The sequence below is a fragment of the Saliniramus sp. genome (genome assembly GCF_035311605.1).
In the GTDB taxonomy this organism is placed as follows: Bacteria; Pseudomonadota; Alphaproteobacteria; order Rhizobiales; family Beijerinckiaceae; genus Saliniramus.
This window is the reverse complement of sequence record NZ_DATGCW010000240.1, coordinates 1-14230: the sequence shown is the minus strand read 5'-3', so window position 1 is coordinate 14230 and position 14230 is coordinate 1. Positions and strand designations below refer to the sequence as shown.

At 64.6% G+C, this 14230-nt stretch carries 12 protein-coding genes; 8 read left to right on the top strand and 4 right to left on the bottom strand.

The window, feature by feature from the left end:
- The 4 genes from VKP01_RS10825 to VKP01_RS10810 form a co-directional block, all read left to right on the top strand.
- On the top strand, window positions 1-627 hold a 627-nt coding region (locus tag VKP01_RS10825), incomplete at its 5' end, for an ABC transporter permease (protein ID WP_324412169.1).
- Between the two features lie 13 nt (window positions 628-640).
- The gene (locus VKP01_RS10820) at window positions 641-1645 is read left to right on the top strand and encodes an ABC transporter permease (RefSeq protein ID WP_414706563.1); all 1005 of its coding nucleotides are present in this window, start codon (window positions 641-643) and stop codon (window positions 1643-1645) included.
- Between the two features lie 10 nt (window positions 1646-1655).
- Window positions 1656-2654 (top strand): ABC transporter ATP-binding protein, encoded by a 999-nt coding sequence (locus tag VKP01_RS10815; protein ID WP_324412165.1) that lies wholly within the window; start codon window positions 1656-1658, stop codon window positions 2652-2654.
- A gap of 18 nt (window positions 2655-2672) precedes the next feature.
- Window positions 2673-3722: an oligopeptide/dipeptide ABC transporter ATP-binding protein gene (locus VKP01_RS10810; protein ID WP_324412163.1), complete on the top strand. Its 1050-nt coding sequence runs from the start codon at window positions 2673-2675 to the stop codon at window positions 3720-3722.
- Window positions 3723-3767: 45 nt separating this feature from the next.
- Here VKP01_RS10810 and VKP01_RS10805 read toward each other — a convergent pair whose 3' ends face one another.
- Window positions 3768-4997, bottom strand: coding sequence for a peptide ABC transporter permease (locus VKP01_RS10805; RefSeq protein WP_324412161.1), 1230 nt, complete (start codon window positions 4995-4997; stop codon window positions 3768-3770).
- A gap of 154 nt (window positions 4998-5151) precedes the next feature.
- Entirely contained in the window at window positions 5152-5613 is a 462-nt protein-coding gene (locus tag VKP01_RS10800; RefSeq protein WP_324412159.1) for an Lrp/AsnC ligand binding domain-containing protein, read from the bottom strand.
- A 138-nt stretch (window positions 5614-5751) separates the two neighbouring features.
- Between VKP01_RS10800 and putA the strand changes: the two genes are divergently transcribed.
- On the top strand, window positions 5752-8853 hold the full coding sequence (putA, locus tag VKP01_RS10795) for a bifunctional proline dehydrogenase/L-glutamate gamma-semialdehyde dehydrogenase PutA (protein ID WP_324412157.1): 3102 nt from the start codon (window positions 5752-5754) through the stop codon (window positions 8851-8853).
- Window positions 8854-8923: 70 nt separating this feature from the next.
- Here the strand turns inward: putA and VKP01_RS10790 are convergent, their stop codons facing one another.
- Together VKP01_RS10790 and VKP01_RS10785 are read right to left on the bottom strand one after the other, a co-directional pair.
- Window positions 8924-10174, bottom strand: coding sequence for an efflux RND transporter periplasmic adaptor subunit (locus tag VKP01_RS10790; RefSeq protein WP_324412155.1), 1251 nt, complete (start codon window positions 10172-10174; stop codon window positions 8924-8926).
- A gap of 4 nt (window positions 10175-10178) precedes the next feature.
- On the bottom strand, window positions 10179-12545 hold the full coding sequence (locus VKP01_RS10785) for an ABC transporter permease (protein ID WP_324412153.1): 2367 nt from the start codon (window positions 12543-12545) through the stop codon (window positions 10179-10181).
- A 188-nt stretch (window positions 12546-12733) separates the two neighbouring features.
- Here VKP01_RS10785 and VKP01_RS10780 point away from each other — a divergent pair, with 188 nt between their 5' ends.
- The 3 genes from VKP01_RS10780 to VKP01_RS10770 form a co-directional block, all read left to right on the top strand.
- A complete protein-coding gene (locus VKP01_RS10780) occupies window positions 12734-13405 on the top strand; it encodes a phosphoribosyltransferase (RefSeq protein WP_324412151.1) in 672 nt (223 codons plus the stop codon).
- A 187-nt stretch (window positions 13406-13592) separates the two neighbouring features.
- Complete coding sequence (gene yidD / locus VKP01_RS10775) at window positions 13593-13922, top strand: membrane protein insertion efficiency factor YidD (protein WP_324412149.1); 330 nt, start codon at window positions 13593-13595, stop codon at window positions 13920-13922.
- 80 nt (window positions 13923-14002) lie between these two features.
- On the top strand, window positions 14003-14230 hold a 228-nt coding region (locus VKP01_RS10770), incomplete at its 3' end, for a TGS domain-containing protein (protein ID WP_324412147.1).

The following is a 14230-nucleotide window of genomic DNA, read 5'->3' as shown; positions in this document are numbered from 1 at the left end:
GGCCTGAATCGCCATTCTTTTCTGTCGAAGATATTCCTCACCGTCTCGCTCGTCGGCATATCGCTTCCCACCTTCCTGATCGGCATCCTTCTGATCCTCGTATTCGGTGTGACGCTGGGATGGTTGCCCACTTTCGGACGGGGCGGACTGACTACCGTTTTCGGTTGGGAGACGAGCCTGCTATCCTTGCGCGGCTGGAGCCACATAATCCTGCCCGCCGTCACTCTGGCGCTGTTCCAGCTCACGTTGATCATGCGTCTCGTGCGCGCCGAAATGCTCGAGGTGCTGCGCACGGACTACATCAAATTCGCACGGGCGCGTGGATTGCCTCAGCGTTCAATCAATTTCGGGCATGCGCTCAAGAACACGCTGGTTCCCGTGATCACCATCATGGGCCTTCAGATTGGTGCGCTGCTGGCGTTCTCGATCATCACCGAGACCGTGTTCCAATGGCCTGGCATGGGGCTTCTGATCATTCAGGCGATCAATTTCGCCGACATTCCGATCATGTCCAGTTACCTCGTGCTTGTTGCCGTATTTTTCGTGCTCATAAATCTGATCGTCGACATGCTCTACTACGTCGTGGATCCGCGTCTGCGGATCGAGCGTCCTGCGAGCACGAAGTAAGGAGGGCGTCGGTATGTCATCAACCAATACGAATCAGGCATCCACGAGCCCTGAAGTGACGAGCCCCGATGTGGCTGCATCGTCTCCGCGCTTGTGGCGGCGCATCTACGGCAACACCAGGAGCTTCTTCGACGGCGATATTTTCTACAGCTTCCGGCAATCGCCCCTCACCATCGTGGCCTTTCTGGTAACGATGGCGATGTTCACGGCTGCGCTTTTTGCGCCCTGGGTGGCGCCGTACGATACCTATGATCTGGGCTCTCTCAATCTCATGGACGCTTACAAGCCGCCGGCCTGGTCGCCTGGCGGGGATCTGAATTATCTGCTCGGGACGGATGACCAGGGACGAGATGTGCTTTCGGCGATGATCTTCGGCCTTCGGATATCGCTGCTCGTCGGTTTTTCGGGTGTCGTGCTGGCAGCGGCTTTCGGCATGGTCCTCGGTCTCGTCAGCGGCTATTTCGGCGGCTGGATCGATGCGGTTATCATGCGCATCGCCGATGTTCAGCTGACCTTTCCGGCCATTCTCATCGCGCTCATGATCGATGGTGTCGCATCCTCCGTAATGAGCACGCAGGCGCGGGCGGACTTCAAGATCTACGTGATCATTCTCGCGATCGCCGCTTCGCTGTGGGTGAATTTCGCACGCACCGTGCGTGGCTCCACCCTTGTCGAGAAGAACCGTGAATACGTTCAGGCGGCCAAGGTGATGGGCATTCATCCGATCCTGATCATGCTGCGGCACGTCCTGCCCAATGTGATGGGGCCGGTCCTCGTGATCGCGACGCTTTCGCTGGCCGTGGCCATTCTCACCGAGGCGACACTGTCCTTCCTTGGTGTGGGCGTGCCGCCCACCAATCCTTCGCTGGGGACACTCATCCGGATCGGGAACAACTTCCTGTTTTCCGGTGAATGGTGGATGTCGATCTTCCCCGGCGTCGTCCTCGTCGTGCTTGTCCTCGCAGTGAACCTGCTGGGTGACTGGCTGCGCGACGCGCTCAACCCCAAGCTGCGCTGAGGAGGGTCTCGTGAGCACCAAGAAACCGGTTCTCGAGGTCAGGAACCTCCGGGTCGAATTCCCCAACCGTCGCGGCAACCTGGTCGCGGTCGACGATGTCTCTTTCACGGTCAATGAGGGCGAAGTGCTCGGTGTCGTCGGTGAGTCCGGCGCGGGCAAGTCGATGACGGGCTCCGCCATCATCGGTCTGCTGGAGCCCCCGGGACGGATTGCCGGCGGTGAGGTGTGGCTCGATGGCGAGCGCATCGACAATCTGTCCCAGGAGGCCATGCGCAAGATCCGCGGCAAGCGTATCGGCATGGTCTTCCAGGACCCGCTGACCTCGCTCAACCCGCTTTATACGGTGGGGCGGCAGCTTATCGAAACGATCCTGACCCACCAGGATCTGACCGAGGCGCAGGCAAGAAAGCATGCTATCGATCTTCTCGGCGAGGTGGGGATCCCCTCGCCGGAGAAGCGTATCGACCAGTATCCGCACCAGTTCTCAGGCGGCATGCGACAGCGTGTCGTCATCGCGCTCGCCTTGTGCGTGAATCCGCGTATGATCATAGCGGATGAGCCGACCACGGCGCTCGACGTGTCGATCCAGGCGCAGATCATCAAGCTGCTCAAGCGTCTGTGTGACGAGCATGGCGCAGCGATCATGCTGGTGACACACGATATGGGGGTTATCGCCGAGACGGCTGACCGCGTGGCGGTGATGTATGCCGGTCGGATCGCCGAGATCGGCCCGGTTCAGGATGTCATCAAGAAAGCCAAGCACCCTTACACAGAAGGGCTGATGGGTTCGATTCCGGTCGTGGGCCATGATCTCGAGCGCCTCACCCAGATCGAGGGTTCAATGCCGCGTCTGACCGAAATCCCCAGGGGCTGTGCCTTCAATCCGCGTTGCCCGCAGGTGTTCGATCGCTGCCGCGTGGAGCGACCGAATCTCATCGATGTCGATCGCTCGAGTGCCGCGTGCTGGCTGCATGCCACTGGCACAAGCAAGACCGAAGCGGCTGAATAGGCGAACAGGATAGTGACGATGCAGGTTGAAAAACCCATTTTTGAAGCCGTCGATCTGTCGAAGTCATTCGACGTGTCGGCGCCCTTGCTGCGGCGGATCATCCACCGGGAGGGGCGCTCGACGCTGCGGGCGGTCGATGCGATCAATTTCAAGATCCCGAGAGGCAAGACATTCAGCCTCGTCGGCGAAAGCGGTTGCGGCAAGTCCACAGTGGCGCGTCTCGTCGTCGGCTTGTACCAGCCGACCGGCGGCAAGGGTGTCTTCGACGGGCATGATATGGCCGGCAAGCGCTCACGCAAGGAGATGGCCGGCCTGCGCCGGCGTTTCCAGATGATCTTCCAGGATCCGTTCGCCTCGCTGAACCCGCGCTGGCGCGTGCACGACATTATCGCCGAGCCGATCCGCGCCCACGGAATCTCGGATGACGAACGCGACATCACGCGCCGTGTCGCGCTCAATCTGGAGCGCGTGAAGCTCTCGGCGCGCGACGGCGAGAAATTCCCGCACGAGTTCTCCGGCGGCCAGCGGCAGCGTATCTCGATTGCCCGCGCGCTCGCTTCCGAGCCGGAGTTCCTCGTCTGCGACGAGCCGACATCGGCGCTCGACGTCTCGGTTCAGGCGCAGATTCTCAATCTGATGAAGGATCTCCAGCGCGAGCTGGGGCTCTCCTATCTCTTCATCAGCCACGATCTCGCGGTGGTCTATCACATCTCCGATTATCTGGGCGTGATGTATCTCGGGCGCTTGGTCGAGGTCGGACCGGCGCGCGAGATCTTCAGGAACCCGCAGCATCCCTATACGCGCATGCTGCTTGATGCCATTCCCGATCTCGAAATGACGGGGCGCAAGCGCATTCCCGTCGGTGGTGAGGTGCCGAGCCCGATCTCGCCACCGTCAGGCTGTCATTTCCACCCGCGCTGCCCCTTCGCCAACGCGCGCTGCAAGAGCGAAACACCGGGCGTGACGTCGCTTCCGGGCGAGATCGACGTGCGCTGTCATGCGGTCGAGGAGGGGCGGCTCGCAGCCGAAGTCGAAAAGCTCAGGATGCAGGAGAGCTCGGCGGCCTGAGAAGGCGTGTTGCCGGTGAAGGCGCGCCGTTGGAAGGGCGCGCCTTCACCGGGGCGCGTCTTCGTCGGTCGGCCTGCCGGGAAATACCACCCTGGGGCGGCTGGTGCGAAACTGGCCTCGCGTCACGGCGACAAAAGCCAATGCTATGACGATCAGCCCGGTGATCCACCACATTTGCGTGCTTGCAATGCCCAAGGCCGCGAAGGTGAAGGCGCTGGTGAAGCAGGCGAGCCCCCCGGGGATCAGGACCGGCTGGCGCCGCGCCGCCGCTCTCACGGCACCGGCAAGCGCAATGGCGATCGCGACGGCACCGACGATGCCGAGCTCGTACCAGATCTCGAAGAGCAGGGAATTCGGCGCATTCCAGGGCAGCTCCCCGGCCATACGCGATCGCTGTGCCGCTTCGAGGCCATAGCCGGTGATGATCCGCAGCGGATCATCCAGCATGATTTCCCGCCAGATCGCAAGGGCATTGATGCTGCCGCCGGCCATGCCGGGGCCCAGTGGCGTCGCGATGAAGGCGAAGAGGGGGGCGGAGATGATGAGAACGGCAACCGCGGTCGCCAGGATTGCCGTCACGGCGCGCGGATAGGAGGCGGCGAGCGGCCAGACGAGCGCCCCCGCGACAAAGGCGATCAGCGACAGCCAGGTCGGTGCGAGCAATGTCATCAGCCCCACCGATGCCGCGACCACGAGCGCCTGCGCGTCGCGACCGCGTGAATGCATCCACGCCGTCGCCGGCCACGTGGCGAGTACCGCGAGCGCCATGCCGCGCTCGAGCGCGACAGGCGCGATACCGGGAACCGCGCCGCGCGACATCGCCAGCGCGGCGAGGGCGCCCGTTACCGCAGCGGCTGCAACTCCGATCGGAAGAAGATAGAGATTGGCCGAGCGCGTCCGGTCGGACAGGGCATAGTAACCCGCCAGACCCAGCGCGGCGGTTGCCAGCAGGCTGACGGCGCGGCTGATCGCCGGGTCGGGATAGGGTGTCCAGATCAGGCTCATGCCGATCCAGATCGCAAGCACCAGGGTCGCGAGAACGGGTGGGGAGGCTGCGAACCGACGGTTGACCAGCGCGAAAGCACGCTGCTGGCCATCGATCAGTGCTGCAATGATGATCAGCGACACGGCGATCGGCATGAGCATGACGACGGCACGACGCGAGACCATGGCGAAGACCGGGAGTGCCGTCAGCAGCAGCATGAATCCGATGCGCCGCAGCATGGCTGCGGCAGAGAGCACCGGATCGACTGTCTTTCGCTGGTGACGCGGCATGGATCTGCAATAGGTTCGAGCAATGGGGCGGGCCCGACAATTTGCGTGGAGCCCTCGAATCGCGATCACTCTAGCCGACTGCGCATCTGCGCGCTGTGCGGTCGCTGCAACACTGATCGCCTGACGTGCATCATCGGACCGGTGCCGCAGCTGTTCAGACGGGCAACGGCCCATCGGTCTTGACTTCCTCCATCACGGCGTAGGTGCGCGTCTCGCGTACGCCGGGGAGGGAGAGCAGCCCCTCGCCGAGGAAGCGGCGATAAGCACTCATCGTGCCGAAGCGGGTTTTGATCAGATAGTCGAAACCGCCCGCAACCATATGGCATTCCAGCACTTCCGGCGCCCGCCTGACGGCCTCCGCGAAACGCTCGAAGACATCCGGTGTCGTCTTGTCCAGAGAGACTTCGACGAAGACGAGCAATCCCAGCCCGAGTGTCCCGGGCGCAATCCGTGCACCGAAACCGGTGATCACGCCGTCCTTCTGCAGACGGCGCAGGCGCTCGCCGGTTGCCGTCGGCGAGAGGCCGATACGCTCGGCCAGTTCGACATTCGCGAGGCGCCCGTCCCGCTGAAGCTCCTGAAGGATGCGCCGGTCTATCCGATCAATTTCCGTCATAATCACTAAATTATAGATTATTTTCCGCATAAGTCACGGAATAATCCGAAAAAGACCGATCGATATGCACCCTGGAATCCATTATTTTTGGATCGCCTCGAAGTGCGACGGTCTGCTTGCCGCAACGGAGTGATGTTCATGGATGCTGTGACACCTGCCCCCACCAGCTTCGCCGCCCCCTATGCGGAGGATGATCATGCACTTGCGCACCGGCTGCTCTCGCGGCGCTCTGCTGATGTACGCTCCCGAGAACGCGTCGATACGCTTGCCAGCGCCATGATCATGGCGATCCGCAGCGAGGCGGGGGGCTTCGGCAGCATTGAGGACATGTTGCAGGAATACGCGCTTTCCACCCGCGAGGGTCTCGCCCTGATGGTGCTGGCCGAAGCGCTTCTGCGCGTGCCCGATTCCCGCACGGCGGATCAACTCATCGAGGACAAGCTCGGCCAGGGCGATTTCGCGCATCACGAGACGAAATCCGGCGCCTTTCTCGTCAACGCCTCGGCTTGGGCGCTCGGCATGACCGCGCGTGTCATCCAGCCCGGTGAGACGCCTGAGGGCATCCTGCGGCAGATGACCAAGCGCCTCGGCGCGCCCACCGTGCGCACCGCGACGCGTCAGGCCATGCGCATCATGGGCAATCATTTCGTTCTGGGTCAGACCATCGAGGAAGCGCTCAAGCGCGCGCAGTCCCCCAAGGGGCGCGTCTACCGCTATTCCTTCGACATGCTCGGCGAGGGCGCGCGCACCCGTAAGGATGCGCAGAAATATTTCGACAGCTACGCCCATGCCATCGACACGATCGGGCGCATCGCCGGCAACCGCCCGCTGCCGGAGCGGCCCGGTATCTCGGTGAAGCTCTCGGCTTTGCATCCGCGCTACGAGGCGCTCAACCGCGAGAAGGTGCTCGAGGAGATCGTCCCGCAGGTTATCGCGCTCGCGCGCAAGGCGAAGAGCTTCGATCTCAATTTCACCATCGACGCGGAGGAGGCGGATCGGCTCGAACTGTCGCTCGACGTGATTGATGCGGTGGTCGCCGATCCGACACTCGCCGATTGGGACGGGTTCGGGCTTGCCATCCAGTCTTACCAGAAACGCGCCCGCGCCGTGATCGATCACATCGCCGCTCTGGCCGAGCGCCATGATCGCAGGATGATGGTGCGTCTGGTCAAGGGTGCCTACTGGGACACGGAAATCAAGCGGGCGCAGGAGCGCGGGCTTGACGATTATCCGGTCTTCACGCGAAAGGCGATGACGGATCTCAACTATATCGCCTGCGCCGAGCAGATGCTGGCCCTGCGGCCGCGCATCTTCCCGCAATTCGCCACCCATAATGCGCTCACCGTGGCCGAGATCATCGAGATGGCCGGTGATGACGAGGGCTACGAGTTTCAGCGCCTGCACGGCATGGGTGAGCAGCTCTACGGGCACCTTATGAAGCAACGCCCGGGGCTCGGCTGCCGTACTTACGCGCCCGTCGGCGGTCATAGCGACCTGCTCGCCTATCTGGTGCGCAGGCTTTTGGAGAACGGTGCCAATTCGTCCTTCGTTTCGGTGGCGGGTGACCCCAATGTCACGATCGAATCGCTGCTGCGACGCCCCTCTGAGCTGATCCGGACCCCCGATCAGGCGCGCCATTCCACGCTTGCGCTGCCGCTTGATCTCTATGGATCCGCACGGCGCAATTCCGCCGGGGTCGAATTCGGTGATCGTATCGCGGTGGCGAAGCTGCGCGGGCAGATGGATGAAGCCGGCAAGGCACCGGCGGAGGCTGTTTCCATCATCGACGGCAAACAGGCGGGTGGTGAGAGCCGGGTTTGCGTCTCGCCGGTCGATGGCGAGACCCGCGTCGGGACCGTCGCGGAAGCGGATGAAGCGCTGGCCGACAAGGCGGTCGCTGCCGCGCGTTCGGGTTTCCGCGCCTGGGATTCCACGCCGGCGGACAAGCGTGCCAGAGCGCTGGAGCGCTTTGCCGATCTGATGGAGGAGCGCCGTGCACGGCTGCTCTATCTGTTGCAGGCCGAGGCCGGCAAGACCATCGACGACGCCATGGCCGAACTGCGCGAGGCTGTGGATTTCTGCCGCTACTACGCCATCGAGGCGCGTCGGCTCTATGGTGACGGCGAGGAACTGCCCGGTCCGACCGGCGAATCCAACCGGCTGCGCATGCGCGGACGCGGTGTCTTCGTGGCGATCTCGCCCTGGAATTTCCCCCTCGCCATCTTCACCGGCCAGATCGTCGCGGCTCTGGTGAGCGGCAACGCGGTCGTCGCCAAGCCCGCCGAGCAGACGCCGCTGGTTGCCGCTGAAACCATTGCGCTGATGTACGAGGCCGGTATCCCGCATTCGGCGCTGCATTTCGTCCTCGGTGACGGACGCATCGGCGCGCGGCTTGTGGGGCACGAGAAGATCGACGGTGTCGTCTTCACGGGCTCGACCGAGGTGGCAAGGCTGATCAATCGGACGCTCGCCGACAAGCATGGGCCGATCACGCCGCTGATCGCGGAGACGGGCGGCATCAACGCGATGATCGTCGATGCCACGGCGCTGCCGGAGCAGGTCGCCGACGACGTGATCATGAGCGCCTTCCGCTCGGCCGGCCAGCGCTGCTCGGCCCTGCGGCTGATGTTCGTGCAGGAGGATGTCGCCGACAGGATGATCGAGATGATCGCCGGGGCAGCGCAGGAACTCGCGCTCGGCGATCCCCGCGACTTCGCCATCCATGTCGGCCCGGTGATCGACGCCGAGGCGAAGGCCGGCCTCGACAAGCATATCGATCGCATGAAGCGCGAGGCGAAGGCGGTTCATCATGCCGGTGAGGCGCCCGCGCGCGGCACTTTCGTCGCGCCGCACATGTTCGAGCTCGGCAAGGCCGGGGATCTCGAAGTCGAAGTGTTTGGCCCGATCCTGCACGTGGTGCGCTACAAGGCATCCGAGCTCGATGCGGTGCTCGATGCGATCGAGGCCAAGGGTTACGGCCTGACGCTCGGTCTGCATACGCGCATCGAGAGCGTCGTCGAGAAAGTGGCGAACCGTCTCGCCATCGGCAATGTCTATGCCAATCGCAATATGATCGGCGCGGTCGTCGGTGTACAGCCCTTCGGCGGAAACGGTCTCTCGGGGACCGGCCCGAAAGCCGGCGGGCCGCACTACCTGACGCGTTTCGGCAACGAGCAGACGATCACCATCAACACGGCGGCAGCCGGCGGCAATGCGGCGCTGATCGCCATGGATGATTGATCCGGGGCGAGAGCATCGGCCCGGACATCGCAAGCCGGTGATACGCCGCGTCTTGCGCTCCCCGGGAGGGTCATCCTTCCCGCTCGGTAACCGGCACGCCGTCGGCGATGCGGTCGCTCGGATAGAGGATCACACGCGCGCCCGGCTCCAGCCCCGCCTCGACGATGGCGAAGCTGTCGTCGCGGGTGCCGGGTGTGATCGGGCGCAGTCGGGCGATACCGTCGTTGCCGGCGACGAAGACCGCCCAATCGCCCTCATGGCGAAACAGCGCGCCCAGCGGCACGCGCACGACGTCCTCGAATGCGTCGAGGATGATGCGAACGATGATGCGGAAACCGTGGCCGAGGCCCTCACGCGTTTCCGGGGGGCCCTCGAAATCGAGCACGACGCGCACCCGTTGCTCTTCGATACCGAGCGCGGAAACCTTGGTGAAGCCCGCCGATTCCACCCGGCGCACGCGCGCGGCAAGGATGTGGTCGCCACCCCAGCCCTCGATCTCGGCACGCAGGCCGGGACGCACGCGCACCGCGTCGGACGAGAGAAGTTCGACTTCCGCTTCGAGCAATTGCGGATCGCCGAATGCGATCAGCGGCTCGCCGGCGCGCACCACCGTCTCGCTGCGATGATGCACGGTAAGGACCTCCCCCGTGATCGGCGCATGCAGGCGCAGGCAGCAATCCTCACCGGCTTCCGGCGCCTGCGGATCAATGACCTGCGGCGCCGTCAGCCGCGCGCGGGCGGCTTCGAGTTCGCGTTCGCGCACGGCGAGGGTCGCCTGGGCGCTTGCCATGCGGGCGGAGGCGGCGTTCACGGCAGCGCGGGCGCGGTCGAATTCGCGCTGCGAGACGATATCGCGCCGGGCGAGCTCGGCGACGCGGCTGAGCTCGGATTGCTGGAAACTCCATTCGGCGGAGGCCTCGAGTTCCTGCGCAGATGCCAGCTGCACTGCCGCGCGGGCCGCCTCGATCGTGGCTTGCGCTTCCGCGCGCGAACGCGCATCCAGAAATTCCGGCGTCAGCGGGCGGATGAAGGCGGCAACCGTCTCGCCGGCGACCACTTCATCCCCGACATCCAGCGGTGAGCGCAGCACGCTGCCGGCCATGGGGGAGGAGACGACGTAGATGTCACGGATGCGCGTACGCCCCTCATCCTCGACGCTGAGGATCAGATCGCCCCGGTCGATCACCGCGAGATCCACCGCGATCGGTTGCGGGCGCATCGCCCAGACCGCGAGCGCGCCGAGGGCGGCGAGGGCCACGACGATCAGCAGGCGCTTGCGCCAGGTTTTCCGCGTTTGCGTTTTCGAAGTCTGCCCGGCCATCCGGCTACTCCCTGGTCTTGAGAACTTCGATCAGATCGAGACGGTCGATACGGCGGCGCACCACCAGCGCCGAGAATGTCGCGGCAGCAAGTACCACGCCGCTCGCCGTGGCGAAGGTCGCGTGCGAGATCACGAAGGGCAGACGAAACAGATCGCTGGCATATTCCTCCAGCATGATGATCGCGAGCCCGTAGCCGAGGAGCCAGCCGAGCGGGATGGCGATCAGGGTGAGCGCGATCAATTCGCCCAGCAGGATCCAGGAGACTTCCGCGCGGGTGAAACCCAGCACCCGCAGCGAGGCCAGCTCGCGGGCGCGCTCGGAGAGCTGGATGCGGGCGCTGTTATAGACGACGCCGAAGGCGATCACGGCGGCAAGGGCGACGTAGATCGTCATCGATATCCAGATCATCTCATCCATGGTCTGCCGGAAATTCGAAAGCGAGACACGCTGAAGCCCGATCGCGCCGATCAGCGGCGATTGTTTGACGCGATCGTAGAGCGCGGCCTCCGCGTTCTCGTCGAGGCTGAAATGCGCGCCGGTGACGACGCGGCCTTCGCGCATGGCCCGGTTGACGGCGCTGATCTCCATGAAGGCGCCGAGGCCGATATGGGTATGGGCGAGATCGGTTACCTCCAGCATGACGCTGCGGCGCGCACCCTGGAGGAATTGCACTTCGAGCGTGTCCCCGCGCCGTACGCCAAGCTTCCCGGCCAGCGCCACGCTCGGCACGATGCCTTGATCGGGCAGGGTGAGCGGGCTGTGGCGGGCATCGAGGGCGCGGGCGAGCTCGCCCTGCGCGGGCATGCCGGTGATCTGGGTAAGATGCTCGCGATGCCCGTTGCGCAGCCGGGCGGCCACGACGCGCTGGCCCTCGACGGTGAACACGCCGGGCCATTGCGCGATGGCGTACAGGGTGCCCTGAGGCGCCTCTCGAATGAAATTCACGGTGGCGTGCTGGCGTTCGGCCTGGAAATAATGCACTTCCAGCATCGCGTAGATCGAATCCACCAGAAAAAGCGAGCCGATCAGGATTGCGACCGAAAGTGCCATGCCGAGCACGGTCATGCCGGCGCGTACCGGCGCACGCATCATGTTGCGTCCGATCATGATCGCCGTCTTGGGAACGAAGGCGGCAATATCCAGCCAGCGCGGCAGGATGCGCCGGTAACGCGGTGGCGCGGGGGGCTGCATGGCGACAGCAGGGGCGAGGCACAGAACGCTCCAGACCGCTTTGAGCGCGCCGATACTGGCTGCAGCGACCGTGGCGAGGAAGGCGATCAGGTAGAGATCAGTCCCCGTCGTGAAGAGCAGATAGGGGAAGTGGTAGAACTCCACCAGCAGCACAGTCATGCCGCGTGCGAGCAGCGTGCCGGCGATCGCGCCGATCACCACGCCGATCGCCGCGATCACGGCGGCGAATTTGAGATAGTGCGCCGCAATCGTCACCGAGCCGTAGCCGACCGCCTTGAGCAGGCCGATCTGCTCGCGCTCAAGCGCGATCAGCCGGGTCAGCGTCATGTTGACGAGAAAGGCCGCGATGAAAAGGAAGATCGGCGGCAGCACGCGGCTGAGCGCATCCATCTGTTCGATCTCGGCCTGCACGAAAGCATGGCTCTGCTGCTGCTCGCGGCCATACGCGCCGGTGCCACCATAGCGTGCCAGCCTATCATCGACGGCCGCGATCACCTGCGGTTCAGAGGCGCCACGCAGGAGCCGGATCGCGATTTCGGAAAACGCGCCCTGGAGATCGAAGGCGGCGGCCAGCGCCGAGCGCGACATCCAGATCACCGCGAAGCGCCGGTCATCCGGCACCACGTCCCAGGGGCCGATCGCATAGATGAATTCCGGGCTCCGGGCGATGCCGACGATCACGAGATCGCGACTGCGGCCATTGACGATGGCGCCGAAACGGTCGCCGATCGTGAAGCCGTGGGCATCGGCGAAGGCGGCATTGACGACGACCTCGTCCGGACGCGCGGGATCAGGTCGGCCTCCGCGTTCCAATGTGATCCGGTTGAGCCGCGCGGGCCCACGATCAGGCAGGGAGAGGAGTCTGGCGCTGCCGGGCTCGACCATGCCCGCGATATCGAGCACCGCGTTCTTGCTGATCCGCGTCTCGAAGGCGGCGATGCCGGGCAGGGCGGCGATGCGCTCCGCGACACCTTCCGGCGCGCGCCGGACCTGCGCGAAAACATCGGCGAAATTGCTGCGATCATAATAGGCCGCGCGGGTTTGCTCAAGCGAGCGCATGCCGCCGGCAGCGAGTATCAGCGTCGCCGCACCTGCCGCCATCACCAGGGCGATGGCGAGCACCTGCGCCTTGAGGCGCCACAGATCACGCAGGACCTTGCGGTCGAGTGCGCCGATCATCGGGGGTCTCCGGTGGCCGGATCGCGGCTGGTTTTCGGAATGCGTCTCGCGGCAAGCTAGCCGGCGTTGTCGCTGTCTGCATTGCGCATGATCAAGGCCGCTACCGTTTCGCGCGCGTATCGTCGATCATGCGGCGCGGCTTCGCCCGTTTCCGACCGGGCATCTGACAGCGAAGGGTGGATTCGACAATGCCGTTTCCGGAACGCTATCGTGATCGTGCGCAGGCCGGTGAAATTCTGGCGCAGGCGCTGAAGGACCGTGCCGCACGCAGGCCGCTGCAGGATCCGCTCGTTCTGGCCTTGCCGCGCGGCGGGGTCCCCGTGGCGGTTCCCGTCGCGCAGGCGCTCGATGCCCCGCTCGATCTGCTTTTCGTGCGCAAGATCGGCGCTCCGGGCCAGCCGGAATTCGCCATCGCCGCCGTCGTGGAGGGCGCGGAGGATGCGGTCGTGACCAATCCCGAGATTACCGACGGTCTGCGCGTTCCGGAGGGCTGGCTGGAGGAGGGGCGCGTGCGTGCGATCACCGAGATCGCCCGACAGCGTGCCGCCTATTGCGCCGGGCGCCCGCGTCTTCCCGTGCGCGACCGCTCGGTGATTATCGTCGATGATGGCGTCGCCACCGGGACAAGCCTGTTCGCGGCGATTGCCGCCCTGCATCGGCAGAACCCGCGCGACATCACCGTTTGCGTGCCCGTGGCGCCGCCGGAGACGCTGGTGCGCCTGCGCGAGGCGGTTGATCACGTAATCTGCCCGCTTGCGCCGCGCCTGTTCCAGGCGGTCGGTTTCTTTTACGACGATTTCCACCAGATCGAGGATGACGAAGTGTCAGCAGTTCTCGCTCGCCCGCAGCGCCGGAGCTGATCTCCTCCCGCTTGCATTCCGCGCCCGCGTACGCCAGATCACAGACATGAGCAAACCCGACCGCGATCCTCTTGGCTACCCTCTTGGCCACCCTCCTGGCCACCCTCCTGGCCACCCTCCTGGCCACCCACCTCGCCGCCATGGCGGCGCCGCGCTCGACACGCTTTTCGACCGCAGCGCCGGCGCGATGGCGCGTACGCCCGCCAGTGCGGCGCGTGGGCTGATCACGCTCTATCGATATTCGATTTCCGGCATGATCGGGCGGCAATGCCGGCATCTGCCGAGCTGCTCGGAATACACTCACGAGGCAATCGGCAAATTCGGGCTCTGGGCCGGCGGCTGGATGGGGCTCGCGCGGATCTGCCGCTGCGGCCCCGGCGGCACGCATGGCATCGACAATGTTCTCGACGCATTGCCCGTGCAAGCGCACTGGTATATGCCGTGGCGCTATGGCCTGTGGCGCTCCACCAACGCGCCGCGCGAGGCCATGCGCGCGCAGTCCACGGATGACGGCTGACGCCGCGCGATTTTCCGAAAATGTCATCCCCCAATGCTTACCTGCTGCGTTTGCAGGAGTGAGCCAGGAGCGTTTCGATCATGATCAATCTGACATTCCCCGATGGTGCGCGCCGTGAGTTCCCGGCGGGCACGACCGGCCGCGAGATCGTCGAAGGCATCGCCAGATCCTTGGCCAAGAAGACGGTCGCCATGGCGCTCGACGGCACGGTCGTCGATCTTTCCGATCCGATCACGCGCGATGCGCGCATCGAATTTATCAATCGCGAGGATACGCGCGCGCTCGATCTGATCCGCCACGATTGCGCC